14 protein-coding genes are annotated in these 16,931 nt (G+C 61.0%); 4 read left to right on the forward strand and 10 right to left on the reverse strand.

All coding sequences use genetic code 11. From position 1 onward, the window contains the following. Positions 1 to 153 precede the first annotated feature (153 nt). The 3 genes from ACB040_RS11265 to ACB040_RS11275 form a co-directional block, all read right to left on the reverse strand. Positions 154 to 1,395: a malic enzyme-like NAD(P)-binding protein gene (locus ACB040_RS11265; RefSeq protein ID WP_021230769.1), complete on the reverse strand. Its 1,242-nt coding sequence runs from the start codon at positions 1,393 to 1,395 to the stop codon at positions 154 to 156. 254 nt (positions 1,396 to 1,649) lie between these two features. Continuing rightward, complete coding sequence (locus ACB040_RS11270; RefSeq protein ID WP_338773341.1) at positions 1,650 to 2,876, reverse strand: aromatic amino acid transporter; 1,227 nt, start codon at positions 2,874 to 2,876, stop codon at positions 1,650 to 1,652. Positions 2,877 to 3,045: 169 nt separating this feature from the next. Continuing rightward, positions 3,046 to 4,479 carry a DUF2867 domain-containing protein gene (locus ACB040_RS11275; RefSeq protein ID WP_338773339.1) on the reverse strand — a complete coding sequence of 478 codons (1,434 nt, stop codon included), beginning with the start codon at positions 4,477 to 4,479 and terminating at the stop codon, positions 3,046 to 3,048. A 198-nt stretch (positions 4,480 to 4,677) separates the two neighbouring features. Here ACB040_RS11275 and ACB040_RS11280 point away from each other — a divergent pair, with 198 nt between their 5' ends. Then, positions 4,678 to 5,769, forward strand: coding sequence for a hypothetical protein (locus ACB040_RS11280; protein ID WP_371154825.1), 1,092 nt, complete (start codon positions 4,678 to 4,680; stop codon positions 5,767 to 5,769). A 66-nt stretch (positions 5,770 to 5,835) separates the two neighbouring features. Here the strand turns inward: ACB040_RS11280 and priA are convergent, their stop codons facing one another. Continuing rightward, positions 5,836 to 8,043 (reverse strand): primosomal protein N', encoded by a 2,208-nt coding sequence (gene priA / locus ACB040_RS11285; RefSeq protein ID WP_371154823.1) that lies wholly within the window; start codon positions 8,041 to 8,043, stop codon positions 5,836 to 5,838. A 147-nt stretch (positions 8,044 to 8,190) separates the two neighbouring features. On the opposite strand from priA, the gene rpmE reads away from it, so the two are divergent. Next, entirely contained in the window at positions 8,191 to 8,406 is a 216-nt protein-coding gene (rpmE, locus tag ACB040_RS11290; protein WP_005340673.1) for a 50S ribosomal protein L31, read from the forward strand. Between the two features lie 100 nt (positions 8,407 to 8,506). Here rpmE and ACB040_RS11295 read toward each other — a convergent pair whose 3' ends face one another. Both ACB040_RS11295 and ACB040_RS11300 read right to left on the reverse strand, forming a co-directional pair. Next, the gene (locus tag ACB040_RS11295; RefSeq protein ID WP_371154821.1) at positions 8,507 to 9,157 is read right to left on the reverse strand and encodes a chromophore lyase CpcT/CpeT; all 651 of its coding nucleotides are present in this window, start codon (positions 9,155 to 9,157) and stop codon (positions 8,507 to 8,509) included. 122 nt (positions 9,158 to 9,279) lie between these two features. Further along, entirely contained in the window at positions 9,280 to 11,133 is a 1,854-nt protein-coding gene (locus ACB040_RS11300) for a methyl-accepting chemotaxis protein (protein WP_371154819.1), read from the reverse strand. A gap of 146 nt (positions 11,134 to 11,279) precedes the next feature. On the opposite strand from ACB040_RS11300, the gene rraA reads away from it, so the two are divergent. After that, entirely contained in the window at positions 11,280 to 11,765 is a 486-nt protein-coding gene (gene rraA, locus ACB040_RS11305; RefSeq protein ID WP_005340678.1) for a ribonuclease E activity regulator RraA, read from the forward strand. A gap of 270 nt (positions 11,766 to 12,035) precedes the next feature. Here the strand turns inward: rraA and ACB040_RS11310 are convergent, their stop codons facing one another. The 3 genes from ACB040_RS11310 to ACB040_RS11320 form a co-directional block, all read right to left on the reverse strand. After that, positions 12,036 to 12,710 carry a 7-cyano-7-deazaguanine/7-aminomethyl-7-deazaguanine transporter gene (locus tag ACB040_RS11310; protein ID WP_005340680.1) on the reverse strand — a complete coding sequence of 225 codons (675 nt, stop codon included), beginning with the start codon at positions 12,708 to 12,710 and terminating at the stop codon, positions 12,036 to 12,038. A gap of 159 nt (positions 12,711 to 12,869) precedes the next feature. Next, on the reverse strand, positions 12,870 to 13,157 hold the full coding sequence (locus ACB040_RS11315) for a DUF3630 family protein (protein ID WP_159157841.1): 288 nt from the start codon (positions 13,155 to 13,157) through the stop codon (positions 12,870 to 12,872). A gap of 10 nt (positions 13,158 to 13,167) precedes the next feature. Then, positions 13,168 to 14,595, reverse strand: a complete 1,428-nt coding sequence (locus ACB040_RS11320) for a YdiU family protein (protein WP_371154816.1) — start codon at positions 14,593 to 14,595, stop codon at positions 13,168 to 13,170. Between the two features lie 105 nt (positions 14,596 to 14,700). On the opposite strand from ACB040_RS11320, the gene ACB040_RS11325 reads away from it, so the two are divergent. Then, positions 14,701 to 15,003: a cytochrome c gene (locus tag ACB040_RS11325; protein WP_005340687.1), complete on the forward strand. Its 303-nt coding sequence runs from the start codon at positions 14,701 to 14,703 to the stop codon at positions 15,001 to 15,003. Positions 15,004 to 15,070: 67 nt separating this feature from the next. Here the strand turns inward: ACB040_RS11325 and recQ are convergent, their stop codons facing one another. After that, a complete protein-coding gene (recQ, locus tag ACB040_RS11330) occupies positions 15,071 to 16,906 on the reverse strand; it encodes an ATP-dependent DNA helicase RecQ (protein WP_042081697.1) in 1,836 nt (611 codons plus the stop codon). Positions 16,907 to 16,931 lie beyond the last annotated feature (25 nt).

The following is a 16,931-nucleotide window of genomic DNA, read 5'->3' on the forward strand; positions in this document are numbered from 1 at the left end:
TGGCAATATTGTGTCAGAGGAGAGCGCTGTTTGACCACCTTTGAACCCGATTTGCCTCCATATGCCCCAACCTGTTACCCGGCTGGCGTCTCTGGCTGTCGCCAGAAGTAGAGATAAAAACGGCCCCGCTATGGGGCCGTTTGCAACGCCGGATTACAGCATGTAGTCCGCAGGCAGCTCGATGCGGGCGACGCCGGAGGCAACCGCCGCCAGCGCCACGGCGCGGGCTACGCGCGGCAGCAGACGGGCATCCATCGGCTTGGGAATGACGTAATCCTTGCCGAAGGCGAGCTCGCTGACCCCGGCGGCGGTCAGCACCTCGGCCGGCACCGGCTCCTTGGCCAGCGCGCGGATCGCCTCGACCGCAGCAATCTTCATGGCATCGTTGATGCGGCTGGCACGGGCGTCGAGGGCACCGCGGAAGATAAAGGGGAAACAGAGCACGTTGTTGATCTGGTTCGGGTAGTCGGAGCGGCCTGTACCCATGATGAGGTCGCTGCGCACCCCGTGGGCCAGCGCCGGCTTGATCTCCGGATCCGGATTGGAGCAGGCGAAGATCACCGGATTGGGCGCCATCAGGGCGACCGCCTCGGCGGGCAGCACATCGGGGCCGGAGACACCGACAAACACATCCGCCCCTTCGATGACATCCATCAGGGTGCGCAGCGGGGTCTCGTTGGCGAAGCGCTGCTTGTACTTGTTGAGATCAGTGCGGCCGGTGTGAATCACCCCCTGACGATCCAGCATGAAGATGTTGTGCGCCCTGGCGCCACACTTGATCAGCAGATCCATGCAGGCGGTCGCGGCAGCCCCCGCCCCCATGCAGACGATGCGGCTGTCACTGATCTGCTTGCCCTGCACTTCCAGCGCGTTGAGCAGACCGGCGGCGGTGACGATGGCGGTACCGTGCTGGTCATCGTGGAACACCGGAATGTCGCAGCGCGCGATCAGCGCCTCTTCAATCTCGAAACACTCCGGCGCCTTGATATCTTCCAGATTGATGCCACCGAAGGTATCGGCGATAGCCGCCACCGTGTCGATAAACTGCTGGCTGGTCTCGTGCTTCACCTCGATGTCGATGGCGTCGATACCGGCGAAGCGCTTGAACAACAGGGCCTTGCCCTCCATCACCGGCTTGGAGGCCAGCGGCCCCAGATTACCCAGCCCCAGAATGGCGGTGCCGTTGGAGATGACGGCCACCAGATTGCCCTTGCCGGTATAGCGGTAGGCATCGGCCGGGTTGGCAGCGATCTCGCGCACCGGCTCGGCAACACCCGGGCTGTAGGCCAGCGCCAGATCGCGGGCGGTTTCGGCAGGCTTGGTCAGGGCGATGGCAATTTTGCCCGGTACGGGCTGGGCGTGGTAATCGAGTGCTTCTTGACGCAGATCGGACATGGGGGACCCCGATGTGGTTGGTGCAAATGAGGTGCCGACAGGGGGCACACAGAAGGGCGGGGATCATAAAAGAAAGCGCTGAGCATGCCCAGCAGATCATGCTGCCGCCAGCCAGATCAGACCAGTTATTTCAGCACCTTACCCCACTCGCACCTACCACTTTAGTTATAGATTCTGCCGCATGGGATGAAAATGGCGCAAAAAGGGCGGCAAGTTGGCCTTGCCGCCCTTTCTGTCAGTGCTGTAGACCTGACTCAGTTGCCCAGATAGACCGGCAACAGATTTGCCATCGACAGGAAGTGGAACAGCGCGGTCGCCAATCCGAACAGGATCAGCAGCCAGGCCATCAGCTTGCCACCAGGGGTGACGAAATGGGGGGTCACTTCGCCCCGCTCGGCCCGCGCCCGGGTGCGCAGCACCAGCAGTGCCGGGATGATGCAGGTCCAGATGGTGGCTGCGGCACCGGCATAGCCGATGGCCAGCAGGAAGCCGAACGGGAAGAGCAGGGAGAGCACCAACGGCGGCAGGAAGGTGACCGCCCAGGTCTTGCAGCGACCGGCGCGGCTGTTGTCGAACTTGAACAGATCAGCCAGATAGTCGAACACCCCGAGCCCCACCCCGATAAAGGAGGAGAGGATCGCCGCCATGGAGAAGCCGTTGATGGCGCTGGCCACCTTCTCCGATTCGATCACCCCTGAAAGCGCGGAGAGCAGCACGCTCACATCGCCCCCCTTGGCAATCACGGGGGCAAAATCCTGACGGGGCAGGTTGCCGAAAATCCCCAGCAGCCAGAGCACGTAGAGCGCCAGCGCGATCAGGGTTCCCCCCAGAATGGCCCATCTGGCCTGCAGCTCGTTCTGGTAGTAGGCACGCAGAGAGGCCACCGAGTGGTGATAGCCGAACGAGGTGAGTGCCACCGGCAACATCGCCATGGCATAGGGGGCATAGCGGCTCTCGCTGCCCGCCAGATCGAGCAGGGTCGGCAGCTTGATACTGCCGAGCAGACCGGCCACACCGAGGGCGAAGCTGAGGATCATGAAGGCGATCAGCACCACCGAAATACGGTCAACGGCGCGGGTCGAGTGCCACACCACCGCAGAAAAGAGCGCCACAAACAGCACGGATGCGAGCTTGCTGTCGATCCCCAGAATCCCCTGCAGGATGGCACCGGAGGAGGTGATATAGGCGTAGAGCAGAATGCCGCCAACAAAGTAGACCGAGAGGTTGTTGAGGAGATTGAGCTTCTCCCCCAGCAGCTCGCGAGTCACGGTATTGAAGGAGACCCGCATATCGTGGTGCTGGAAGGATTCCAGCAGCATCCAGCCGGAGAGGGTCATCATCACCATGGTGACGGTCAGCGCCAGCACCGACCAGAGGGTCCAGGCCCCCGCCCCCGAACTCGGCAGACCGAGCATGCCAGCTCCCACGCAGACGCTGGCAATGATGCAGGCACCCCCCAAAATTGACGGTTTTTTCTTCATAATCCCTTCTTTTTCTGACTGATTATCTATCCGCGGTAAACAAGACCGCGGCATGATGCCAGCCTTTGCCATGAGACGCCTACCACTATCTGCCATAACCGGGCATGGCCGCCGCATAAAAAGTGCCCCGAACGGGGCACTCTATCAGCGGGGATGGTGTGAATAGGGGTTAATCCATCACCGGGATACCTGCCCTCGCCTCAGCCTGACGGGCGATGACCTCGGTCATCCCCTGAAAGATAAAGAGGTGGAACGGCAGCATGGCAAGCCAGTAGGCCAGCCCCCAGGCACCCTGCGGGTGCCAGTGAGCGGTGACCCGGATGCGGGTCAGACCCGACTCCTCCGGCAGGATGTTGAACTCCAGCCGCCCGACGCCCGGGGCCTTCATGTTGAACAACAGATCGAGCCTGCGCCCCTCATCCACCCCGAGGATCTGCCAAGAGTCGAGCATGTCACCCTTCACGAAGCGATCGGGATTGGTGCGACCACGGGTGCGGGCCGGGCCGCCAATCAGGTGATCCATCCATTCGCGCACCACCCACAGCTGGTTCATGTAGAAGTAGCGCTGCTCCCCCCCCAGCTGCTGCAACACCTGCCACACCACCTCGGGCGAGGCGAGACAGATGGCCTCGCCGCTGGCGGTGCGGTCGTAGAAGCCATATTCGGGATGGCGCCAGCGCAGGCCAAGCGGCGTCTCCTGCCCCTGCTGTTCGGCACCCAGCTTCTGCTCCAGCGCCAGACTCTCCGCCAGCGCCTCATCGAAGCTGAGCAGGGTCTGTGGTAGCAGGGCACGCAGCGGACCATCGTCGGCCGGGATATCGTGCTTGAGGCCCCCCACCAGCGCCTTGGCCACCGGTTGCGGCACCGAGGTAACAAACTGCAGCCACCAGGCGGAGAGGCGCGGACTCAGAAACGGGATGGGAATGATGGGGCAGCGCTTGCCGATATGGGCGGCGAACTTCTGCAACTGCTGTTGATAGCTGAGCAGCTCGGGGCCGACCGCGTTGAAGATGAGCCCATCCACCTCGTCTGCCTCTACCAGCCCGCCCAGATAGTGCAACAGGTTGGACAGCGCAATCGGCGGCGTGCGCGAGCGCACCCATTTGGGCGTCACCATCATCGGCAGGTTGAACACCAGATCCCGCATCACCTCGAACGCCGCCGAACCGGGCCCGATGATGATGCCGGCGCGCAGCTCCACCGTCGGTACGCCGGAGTCACGAAACAGCTCGCCACAGTGGCGGCGGGAGTTGAGATGACGGCTGTTGCACTGCTCCGGCTGGATCGCCCCAAGATAGATGATGCGGCGCACCCCGGCGGCGCGGGCAGCGGCGGCAAAATTCTTTACCCCCTGCTGCTCCAGCCGGTGAAAATCGGCCCCCGCCCCCATGGCATGCACCAGATAGAAGACGGTATCTATGCCCGCCAGCGCAGGCAGCAGTGTGATGGGTTTGAGGCTGTCGGCGAGGCGAAACTCCACCCCCTCAGGCAAGCGGCAGGGACGGCGCGCCCCGGCAATCACCCTGTAGCCCAGCGTTTGCAGGTGGGGCACCAGATAGGAACCGATATAGCCTGCCGCCCCCATCACCAGACAATTTCTCATGTAATTCTCCCTATCCTCACCGATGCCGCTTGTCAGCCAGAGTGCGCAGCGCTACCTGAAAATGTTCAACTAGAGCGCCACTATCCAGTCTCTTGCCATCCTGCCACGCCACCACCTTGCAACCTAGTACTAACCACCTCCCTGATTAGTCCGATTTGGTGTTAAGCCCTGCTTATTCACTGGTCGATAACTGACCAGATGTATAGCGCCGAGGGCGAACGTATGCGCATCGATCACTACGACCTCCAGGGGGAGGTGCAATACCGGCAACAACAGGCCCAGAGCCGCAAGGTGCGCAACCTCGGGCCAGTGCCACCCGTCGTCAATCCACCGGAAGGCAACAACGCGGCAGTGGCCGGCAAACGCAGCAGCACCCTGACCCTCACCAGCGCCCTGACGCTGCAAACCGCGAGGCAATCCGCCGCCAGCCAGCAAGCGGCAACACCTCCCGCCCCGCCCGCAGCGGACGTCGGCAAAGAGCAGGATGGCATTCCCGACGATGGACTGGATAACCGCCAGCGGCTGATCAAGCTGATGATCGAGGCGATGCTGGGCCACGAAATCGAGCTGCCCAAGCCGATCAAGCCCACCGAAGAGGGAGACGATGGAGTGACCCAAGGAGACGCCGCGGCTCAAGCCGCCGAGCCGGATCAACTGGTGGAGGTGACAGACACCCTGCTGCAACAGGAGCAGCTCAACGTGGTGGCATCAGCCAGCGTAGCGACTCGGGATGGTCAGACTATTCAACTCGATCTCGGCTTTGTGCTCGACTGGCGCCAGCTGGAGGTGAGCCAGCGGCGCACCACCCTCAATGCCCTCAAGGATCCGCTGGTGCTCAGTCTGGATGGCAAGATTGCCGATCTGACCGAGGCCCGGGTCAACTTCGATATCGATCAGGATGGCAAAGAGGATAGCCTGCCGGGCTTGAGTGAAGGCAGCGGCTTTGTGGCGCTGGATCGCAATGGCAACGGCACCATAGACGATGGGGGCGAGCTGTTTGGTGCTCGCTCCGGCAATGGCTTCGGCGAGTTGGCCACTCTGGATGAGGATGGCAACGAGGTGCTGGATGAGGGGGATAGCCAGTTTTCAGCCCTGCAGTTCTGGCATCCGGAGCACGCACCTATAGCTCTGGTCGAACTGGGGATCGGCGCCATCCTGCTACGCCCCCTCGACACCCCCTTCAACCATCTGGGGGAGAGCGGCAATCAGGGGGTGCTGCGTCAATCCGGCCTCTATCTCACCGAACAGGGTAAAGGAGGCTGGGTGCAGCAGATCGATCTGCGGGTCTGAGCCTTGAAATAAAATCACCCATCGGTCGCTGACGATAACTGCCAGCGACCGGCGCCGGTGCCACCATCAACTCAGCTCGGTGGGGTCGATATCGAGGCTCCAGCGTACCCGCTTGGTCTCAGGCCAGCCTTCCAGCTCCTTCACCGCCCAATCCAGCAGTTGGGCCAGCGGTGCCCGGTTCGGCCCCTGCACCAGCAACTGCATGCGGAACTTGCCCGCCTTGCGCTCCATAAAGCCGCTGATGGGCCCCAGCACCTGAACGTGGGGATAGCGGGCGCTGCGCAGGGTATCGGCGAGGCGGGCGAGGAACAGCTGCACCTCGTCACGGCCATTGGCCTCGGCGCGGAACAGCCCCTGATAGCTGAATGGTGGCAGCCCCAGCAGGCGGCGCTCTTTCAACGCCGTATCGGCGAAGTGGCCGTAGCCATTCTGGGTCAGATCCTGCAGCAGGGCGTGCTCCGGATGGTGGCTCTGCAGCACTACCAACCCGGGTTTGCTGGCTCGACCGGCGCGGCCCGCCACCTGGGTGTAGAGCTGGGCCAGTTTCTCGGCGGCGCGAAAATCGGCGCTGAACAGGGCACCATCCACATCCAGCAGACCCACTAGCGTCACATCCGGGAAGTGGTGGCCCTTGGCCAGCATCTGGGTGCCGATCAGGATCTTGTACTTGCCCGCCTTGATGTCGCCGAGATGGGTCTCCAGCTCCCCCTTGCGGCGGGTGTTGTCCCGATCGATGCGCACCACCGGATATTGCGGGAAAACCGTGGTGAGCAGCTGTTCCAGCTGCTCGGTGCCGACTCCCGATCCGATCAGTTCGTTGCTGCCACACTCGGGGCAGTGGTGTGGCAAGGGGCGCACGCTGTCGCAGTGGTGGCAGTGCAGCCGCCGCCCGGCCTGATGCCAGGTGTACCAGGCGTCACAGCGCTCGCAGGCGGCGCTCCAGCCACACTGGTGACAGATCAGAGCCGGGGCATAGCCACGGCGGTTGAGAAACAGCATCACCTGATTGCCCGCCGCCAGATGTTCTGCCATCAACTGCTCCAGCTGGGGAGAGAGCCCAGCCTGCAGCCGCACGCTCTTGATATCCAGAATCACCTGCCGGGCGGTCTGGGCGTTACCGGCACGGCGAGTCAGGGTGAGATGGTGATACTTGCCGGTGCGGGCGTTGTGCAGCGTCTCCAGCGACGGGGTGGCCGAGCCAAGCAGGATGGGGATACCGGCACGATGAGCCCGCATCACCGCCAGATCCCGCGCGTGGTAGCGAAAACCGTCCTGCTGCTTGAAAGAGCCGTCGTGCTCTTCGTCGATGATAATGATGCCGAGGTTGTGAAACGGGGTGAACACCGCAGAGCGGGTGCCGATCAGGATGGCGGCACCGCCGTCGCGACAGGCGAGCCAGGCATCGAGCCGCTCCCTGTCGTTCATGGCGGAGTTCATCGCCACCACCGGCACGTTGAAGCGGCGGCGAAAGCGGTTGATGGTCTGCGGGGTAAGGCCGATCTCCGGCACCATCACCAGTGCCTGCTTGCCCGCCTTGAGCAGGGGCTCGAGGATGCTTAAATACACCTCGGTTTTGCCGGAGCCGGTGATGCCACCCAGCAGGAAGGCGCCGAACTTGTCGCTCTGGCTGGTAACGGCAGAGACGGCCAATGCCTGCTCGCCGTTGAGGCGCAGCCCCTCCCCCGGTTCAAAACGGGCGGCCCAGTCGCCGTCATGGCTTGGCTCCAGCGAGCGCTTCTCCAGCAGCCCCTTCTTCTCCAGCGCGGTGAGAGCGGCGCTCTGGATCTCCTCCTGCTTGAGGGCGGAGGGGGTCTGCGGCCCCTTGCGCAGCAGGGCGAGCGCTTGCTGCTGCTTGGCCGCCCGCTTGAGCTCGTTAAGGTCGATGGCCATGCCTGCCTCGGTGGCAAACCAGAACTCCAGCTCGCGATAGGCGGCAGGCTCCCCCTTGCGCACCAACACCGGCAAGGCGTGGGGCAGCACTTCCCCCAGCGGATGCTGGTAGTAGCTGGCGCTCCAGTTCATCAGCGCCAGAATATCCGGCCCCAGCACCGGCGTCGCATCGAGTACACGCTTGATGGGCTTGAGCTTGTTGCGGGGCACCTGGCTGTCAGCCGGATGATCCACCACCAGCCCGACCAGGGTCTGGGGACCGAAAGGGATCTCGACCCGGCAACCGGGGGCAGGTAACGGCAGGGGAGAGAGATAGTCGAAGTGACGGCGTAACGGTACCGGGACAGCGACACGAACCAGATCCAGCGTTTGGGAAGAATTCACCAGGGGTTGCCTATTTTTTCTGCGAAGCCACTTGCCTGATATCAGGCATTTCCTATATTATTCGCAGCCTTTGAAACTGTGTTCAACAATCGTGTGGTGTCCGACAAGAGATCGGATGGCGACACGGCCTATTAATTGAGGTTGTCCATGAAAGCTGGTATCCATCCTGACTACGTAGCCATCACCGCCAAGTGCTCTTGCGGTAACGTCATCAACACTTTCTCTACCATCGGTAAAGATCTGAACCTGGACGTGTGCTCCGAGTGCCACCCGTTCTACACCGGCAAGCAGAAAGAAGTTTCTAGCGGCGGCCGCGTAGACAAGTTCAACAAGCGTTTCGGTGCGATGACCACCAAGAAGTAATTTTACTTCTGAAGAATTCTGAAAAAGGCGCCCATCGGGCGCCTTTTTTACGATCCCTGTTTTTCATCCTTCATGTTCCCGCAGCCAGACGCACTCTCCCCTACTGGCCAAATCCTTTGGAACGACGCAAATAGACATACCCCTCACCCGGGCTGCCCCAGCGCGGACTCCCTGCGTTGTCATAGGCGCGATCCAGCAATCTGACGCTATCGGGGCCAATCCAGATATGCTGCACCAGCGTCGTGGCACCGCCAAAATCGGTGGAGCAGTGGCCCACCCGGGTGTGACCGGCATATTCGCCGGAGGGGGTGCGTGTCAGCCAGATCTCGCATCCGTGGCGCAAGGAGAGCTGCTGCGGGGTCAGACTGTCGAGCAGGGCGGGATCATGCCAGGCACCGGCAAAATCGGTGGCACGGGGCATGGTCAGTTCAGCCATTAGGATCCGCCCGTCAGGGGCGGGTGAGAAGCGATAGATGCGCTGGCGGAAGGGACGGACGGAGCGCAGACTCAGGTACTGCTCGGCATAGACCCAGCGATAGCCCTGATAGCCGGGCCAGATCTCCATCAAGCGCAGCTCGGCACTGGTAAAGCGGCTGTCGTAACTGGCCTGCTCCCGGCTCGTAAAGGCCCCGTTGAACCAGCTGAGTAGCGGCTCCATACCGGGCTTGAGTGGGGTAGCCTGGGGCACCGACCCTGCCAACACCAGACAGGAACAGAGCAGCCCGAATACGGCCACCAGCAACTTTGCCATCGAATCCTTCCGAATCATCATAGTGGCGGCGATTATATGAGCGAATTTCCCCAATAACAGCCATTACGATCAAATCATTGCCACTCTGGTGCAAAAACCTCATAAGGATGCCAGTCCGCTCACTAAACCCGATATTTTGCCACCGCCTTGTTGAGCAGCTGGGCCTGCTCGTTGAGGCCCTCGCTGGATCTCGCATTTTCCTCCGCCATGATGCTCGACTCCTGGGCGATGTCGCGGATGTTGTTGACGTTGCGGTTCACCTCGTTGGCCACCAGACTCTGCTGTTCGATGGCTGCCGCAATCTGGGTGCTCATATCCATGATGTGGGTAACATCCTGAGTGATCTGCCCCAGCAACTCCCCTGCGGTACTGGCCTGATCCGAGCTGCGGTTGCCCTGCTCGCGGCAGGTTGCCATCACCTCGACGATGCTGCCGGTCTGTTTCTGCAGCGAGCTGATGATGCCGGCGATCTCCTGAGTCGATTTCTGGGTACGGATGGCCAGATTACGCACCTCATCGGCCACCACCGCAAAACCACGTCCCTGATCCCCTGCCCGAGCTGCTTCGATGGCTGCGTTGAGGGCCAGCAGGTTGGTCTGCTCGGCAATGCCGCGGATCACATCGAGCACGGAGCCGATGGTCTCGCTCTCTTTTTGCAGCTGGCTTACCTCGCGGGATGAACTCTCCAGATTGCCTGCCAGCGAGCGGATCTGCTCGACAGTATTCTCGACCGCAGTCCGCCCCTCCATCGCCTTGTTGTTGGTCGCCTGCGCATTGTTGGCCGCCTGCTCGGTGTTGCGGGCGATCTCTTCGATGGTGGAGCCCATCTCGGTGGACGCGGTCGCCACCATGTCGGTCTCCTGCAGCTGGCGCGCGGCCCCTTCACTGGTGCGTTTGACGTTGGCCGAGAGGTGATCCGCCGCTTCGGTCAGGGTGTGCACGCTCTGCTTCACATCGCCAATCAGGTTGCGAAACCCGCCCAGCATCACGTCGAGATTACCTGCCAGCTGGGCCATTTCATCGGCCCCGCGCAGTTCTATCTTCAAGCGCAGGTCATTATCCTGACGAATGCGGTTGACGGTGTCATTCACCTGAGTAATGGGACGGTCGATGCTGCGCCCCAGCAGCACGCTCATGATGCCGATCAGCACCACAATCACCCCGCCACAGACCAGCATCAAGCTGTTGAGGCGAGCGCTCTGCCGCTCCAGCTCAGCGACAATGTGTTGATCGACGGCGGCAAACCCCTGTTCGGTCTGATGCACCAGATCCCGCATCTGGTTGCGCAGCCCCTCATCCTCTTTCAGCCCCAGTACCTGCATCCCCTGCACCAGCGCCACAAAGTCCTGCCGGTACTGCTTGCTGGCCTGCTCCAACCTGCCGCGATCCTCCTCCGGCAAGGTGGCAAGACTATCCTGAAAACTCTTGTGCAAGGTCTCGAAACGCTCCAGATACTGGATATCGGAGCGCAGCATGAAGTCTTTCTCCGCCCGCCTCAGCTGCAACATGGTGATGAGCAACCCCTGCTGATCCAGCTGCTTGAGCCCATTCTCCACCTCATGCACCGCCGCCCGCAGCTTGCCATAGAGCCCCTCCTCCGGCCCCAGACCAATCTTCTGCTGCTGGGCCACCAGATCGTTGAAGGCTTTACCATAGCCGCTGATCTGCTGATCCAGTCTGGTCAACTCCCCCTCGACGGCCGCCAGATTGTCATCGGTCACCAGCTCCCGATTGTGCTGGTGAAAATCTGACAGTCCCTGATTGAAGCGCTCGACGAAGGCCATATCCTTACGGATCAGAAAATCCTTCTCGGCCCGCCGCAGGTTGAGCATGGCGATCTCCAGCTGGTCGATATTACGCTGGGCTTCGGTCAGATGACGGTGCACCTGGCTGGAGTAGATAAACAGGCCGCTCAGTACCAGCATGGCAACGGCAACCAGCACGGTATTCAGGATCAACTTATGACGGATAAGCACGATGGACCTCTCGCAAACTGGCAGTGAACTGCATTGAGCTTATGCAGAAAAGCGGCGACAGGTGATCTGTGCAAGGAATATTCATTGAAATGCCACACCCACTCCTTATACTGGTTGCACCTGTTTCCAGCCGTGGATTTGACACTATGGAATACAATACTTCTGAACTGTGCGACATCTATCAGGACATGGTGGATGTGCTTGAACCCATGCTCTGCTCCTTCGGCGGCCGCGCCTCTTTCGGCGGCGTCATCACCACCGTCAAATGCTTCGAATCGAATGGCCTGATCCGTGAACTCGTCAAAGAGAACGGACTGGGACGCGTCTTGCTGATCGATGGCGGTGGCTCCATGCGCCGCGCTCTGATCGACAGCGACATCGCCACAACAGCAGCAGAGAACGATTGGGAAGGGATTGTCTGCTACGGCTGCGTCCGCGAAGTCGATATTCTGGAAGATCTGGATATCGGCATTCAGGCACTGGCAGCCATTCCGGTCGGTGCCGACAGCAAGGATGTAGGGGAGACCGATCTGCCGGTCAACTTCGGTGGGGTGACCTTCCTGCCTGACGACCACCTCTACGCCGATACCACAGGGGTGATCCTCTCCCCCGAGGCACTCGATATCGAGTAAGCCACAGACAGCGTGATGACGGGAGCCCTGGCTCCCGTTTTTTATGCCTGCAACTTGCTGAAAAATGACAAAAAAAGAGGGCCAGATAAACTGGCCCTTAACTGGAAGCAATGTGAGCAATGTCGTGCCTTCACAAGAAGTCCATCACGTTGGAACGAATGAAGTCTTTCCCGGAAAACAAGTTAACAATAATCATTCTCATTTAACTAGGCAAGCGCTATTTGCAGAAAGTGCAAAAAAATTGACCACCGCGAAGGGTGGTCAATCTGGTCAGGCTTGCCGGGTGGCCGTTTGCAGGCTGGATAATCCGGCCTCGCCCACCAGCTTGCGGCTGAGGTAGCGCAGCAAGACACCGTAGAGCGGCACGAACAAACCAAGGCTTATCAGCAACTTGAATACGTAATCGACGGTTGCGATCTCGACCCAGTGCTCTGCCATGAAAGGATCTGTGGTGCGCCAGAAGGCCACACTGAAGAAAGCGATGGTATCGACCAGATTACCGAACAGGGTGGAGGCCGCTGGCGCAATCCACCACTGCTTGAGCAGACGCAGGCGGTTGAACACCACCACATCCATGAACTGCCCTACCAGATAGGCCATAAAGCTGGCCAGTGCGATACGCGCCACGAACAGGTTGAACTCGGCCAGATGACCAACGCCCTGGAAGCTTCCTTCGAAGAAGAGCACGGAGAGCGCATAGGAGACCGCCAGCGCAGGCAGCATCACGGTCTGGATAATCTTGCGTGCCAGACCGGCACCGAAGATCCGCACTGTCAGGTCGGTCGCCAGGAAGATAAACGGGAAGCTGAACGCACCCCAGGTGGTGTGGAAGCCAAACACGGTGATCGGCAGCTGCACCAGATAGTTGCTGCTGGCAATGATCAGAATGTGGAACAACGACAGGCGAACGAGCGCCGTTTGGTACTGCGCAGGGGTCAGATTCATCTTGTGACCTTTTTGGTTAATGGGGTTAGGGAACCCATATCGCCACCATTGGCGATAATCGAGGGGCGAGATTATACGCCCCCAAACCGATAGTTCAATCTTTATGCGATTACGCTTGTCCAGGTGGGCCAGCCGCAGAGCAGGCCTTGCGGGTGATAGTCACGCCTTGTGCTGTCTGGCGAGCCAGAGCAGTGCCTCCCGATCCGCCGGGCGCACCGCCTCCAGCCAGCAGCCGCTGTAGTGTTCATACTCCAGCCGAAACTGGCTCCCTTCAAACGCCAGCAACCAGCTATGGCGATCGGCCCCCGCATCCTGCTCGAGCGGCTGCAGCTCCCACTCTCGCAGCAAGGCCTGCGCCAACAGCGGGAACGTGTCCCAGTCGAGTGCCGGACAATCCAGCGTCACCACGCCAGCTTCGCTATCTACCTGTTTGATTTGCCAACTCATGCCCTGTCTCTCAGCTACTGCAGGAGAGCTCACCACCGCAATACCATGCCGGAGTCGGGGTGGCGAGATCCTCATATTCGGGTTGTTCATCAAAGGGGCACAGCAAGGCGGCGAACAGCCGCTCGAACGGCTGCATATCCCCTGCGTCGGCGGCGTCGATCACCTGCTGGGCCAGCGCATTGCGCAGCACATACTTGGGATTGATGGCATCCATCTGCGCCTTGCGCACGGCATCCTCGCTGCCTTCGCGCATTAGCCGCGCCCGATAGCGCTCCAGCCACGCCTGCCAACCCAGTGGTTCAGGCAACAGGGCCAGCAGAGATGCAGGCCACGCCCCCTCTTGCGTCACCTCACCGAGACGGCGCAGGAACAGGTGGTAATCCACCTTGTGGGCCGCCAGCAACCGAAACAGCTCGCGGAACAACGCCGGGTCATCCTCCTCCCACACTGCCAGTCCGAGCTTGGCCCGCATCAACTCGGAGTAGTGCAACATCAGCTGCTGCTCGTACTGGGCCAACGCTGCAGCCAGCGCATCACCGTCTACATGGCCAGCCAGCGCCTGAGCCAGTTTTTGCAGATTCCAGTAACCGACCGCAGGCTGCTGATCCAGCGCGTAGCGGCCCGCCGGATCCGAGTGGTTGCAGACAAAGTCCGGCACGTAGGCATCGATAAAGCCGTAGGGGCCGTAATCCAGCGTCAGGCCGAGCAGCGACATGTTGTCGGTATTCATTACCCCGTGACAGAAGCCCGCCGCCTGCCATTTTGCAATCAGGCGCGCGGTGCGGCGCACCACTTCGGCAAACAGTTCGGCACCACTCTCCTGTTCGGGGAAGTGGTGGCGCAGCAGATAGTCGATGAGTGGCGGGATCTTCTCCCCCTGCCCGCTCCAGGCGAAATACTCGATATGACCGAAGCGCAGATGGCTGGGGGCGGTGCGCAGCACGGTCGCTCCCGTCTCCACCTGCTCACGATAAACGGGCTCCTGACTCCCCACCAATACCAGCGCCCGGGTGGTCGGGATGCCGAGAGCATGGAGTGCCTCGGAGGCGAGATACTCGCGAATGCTGGAGCGCAGCACGGCGCGGCCGTCACCAAAACGGGAGAACGGGGTTTTACCCGCCCCCTTCAGGTGCAGATCCCAGCGCTGACCATCCGGCGCCTGCTGCTCACCCAGCAGCAGCGCCCGACCATCCCCGAGCCGGGGGCTGTAACCCCCGAACTGATGGCCCGCATAGACCTGAGCTACCGGCTGCATGCCTGGCAGCACTTTTCCCTCGCCACAACAGGCGATCCAGTCAGCCTCGCTGACGCCTCCCAGCCCCAACTTATCCAGCAAAGCCCGGTTGAGATGAAGCAACCGGGGCTGCTGCAGCGGCTGGGGGACCACGGGTTCACAGGCCCAAGGCAGCTCGGTCGCAAAAGTGTTGATCAACTTCATGGTTGTGCCATTCGTCCCTGCGTATGCTCGTGTCACTCTTTATACTGCCGTCAGCCATGCTTGCGCTAACTGGCGACCATCATTTTTCAATTCAAGGAGAAGAAGATGCAAAAATGGGTATATGCCCTGCCCTTGCTGGCACTGGCGTGGGGTCATCAGGCCAAAGCTGCCGATATTGAAGCCGGCAAAGCCAAGGCAGCTGTCTGTGCCGCCTGTCACGGCGTGGAAGGCAAGGCGATGATCCCCAACTATCCCCATCTAGCGGGTCAGAATGCCGCCTATCTGGTGAAACAGTTGAAAGCGTTCAAGGATGGCACCCGCAAAGAACCCTTGATGGACCCCTTCATGGCGCCGCTGACCGATGCGGATATCGACAATCTGGCCGCCTTCTACGCCAGCCTGAAATAACCTCGCGTCTGACCCCAGGTTCTTCCGAGCCGCGCTTACCGTGGTCGATTAGGCAGCCTAATCGACCCTAACGACGGCAGTAGTCGATGATCAGATCCATAAAGGCTTCGCCAAAGCGCTCCAGCTTGCGGTGCCCGACGCCGTTGATGGCCAGCATCTCGTCTTCGGTCATCGGCATCAACTGAGCCATCTCTACAAGGGTCGCATCGTTGAACACCACGTAGGGCGGCACCTCTTCATCCTCGGCAATCTGCTTGCGCAGGCCGCGCAGTTCCTTGAACAACCGCTTGTCGTAGTTGGCATTGTCGAGCAGACCATTGCGCTTCTCCTTGCGGCTGGAGATAGGCTGCAGTCGGGGCACCGCCAGCTCCAGCTTCACCTCGCCACGCAGCACCGGACGGGCCGCTTCGGTCAACTGCAGCACCAGATTGCGAGTGATGTTCTGAGTCAGCAGCCCCTTGTGGATCAGCTGGCGGATCACGCTCATCCAGTATTCATGGCTCTGATCCTTGCCGATGCCGTAGGTCGAGAGCTTGTCGTGGCCGTGATCCTTGATGCGCTGGTTGAGGGAACCGCGCAGCACCTCCACCACATAGCCCACCCCGAAATTCTGCCCCACCCGCCAAACGCAGGAGAGCGCCTTCTGGGCATCTTCGGTGCCGTCATAACTTTTGGGCGGATCGAGGCAGATATCGCAGTTGCCGCACGGCTTGTCGTTGTACTCGCCGAAGTAGTTGAGCAGCACCTGACGGCGGCAGGTTTGCGCCTCGGCAAACGCCGCCATCACGTTGAGCTTGTACTGCTCCACCTGCAACTGCTGGGGATTCTCGATGTTGTCGAGCAGGCGGCGCACTCGGCCGATGTCGGCAGGATCGTAGAGCAGCAACGCCTCGGCGGGAGTCCCATCACGCCCGGCGCGGCCGGTCTCCTGATAGTAGGATTCGATGTTCTTCGGAATGTCGTAGTGCACCACGAAGCGTACGTTGGGCTTGTCGATACCCATACCGAACGCCACCGTCGCCACCACTATCTCGATGTCATCCTTGAGGAAAGCATCCTGGGTCTGCTGGCGCTGCTCGAGCGGCAGCCCCGCATGATAGGGAGCGGCCTTGCAGCCGTGGCGGGATAGTCGCTCGGCCACCTCCTCCACCCGGTTGCGACTGGAGCAGTAGACGATGCCGCAGTTGCCCTTCTGGCTCTGCACGTAACGCAGCAACTGCTCAGCGGCCTTGAACTTCTCCACCAGGCTGTAGCGGATATTGGGGCGATCAAAGCTGGCTGTGTGAATAAAGGGATCGTTGAGTTCCAACCGGTGCAGCATGTCGCTGCGGGTCGCCTCGTCGGCGGTGGCGGTGAGCGCTACCACCGGCACCTGTGGGAACCACTGTTTTAGCCGCCCCAGCGCCGCATACTCAGGCCGGAAATCGTGGCCCCACTGGGAGACGCAGTGCGCCTCGTCGATGGCGAACAGCCCGAGCGGCAGTTCGGCCAGCCGATCCATAAACTCGTGCTGCAGCAAGCGCTCAGGGGAGACATAGACCAGCTTGATCTCGCCGCGGCGCATGGCGGCGAAGTTCTGAATCATCTCCTCCCGACTGAGGGCCGAGTTGATGTAGACCGCCGCCACACCGTTGGCGCGCAGGCTGTCGACCTGATCCTTCATCAGGGAGATCAGTGGAGAGACCACCACCCCGAGCCCGGGCCGCAGCAGTGCCGGGATCTGGTAGCAGAGCGACTTGCCGCCGCCAGTAGGCTTGAGCACCAACGCATCGCGCCCCGCGACGATCTGCTCGATGATCTCGAGCTGACCCGGCCGAAACTGCTGATAGCCGAAGACCGCCTGCAGCAGGGCAAGCGGACTCTCTGGCTGAGGATCTGGCAGGGTTTCGGCAATCGCGGTCATGGGCTCTCCTTTGGGGTCGCCATTC

The organism is Aeromonas sp. S11(2024), from assembly GCF_041402345.1.
Classification (GTDB): domain Bacteria; phylum Pseudomonadota; class Gammaproteobacteria; order Enterobacterales; family Aeromonadaceae; genus Aeromonas; species Aeromonas veronii.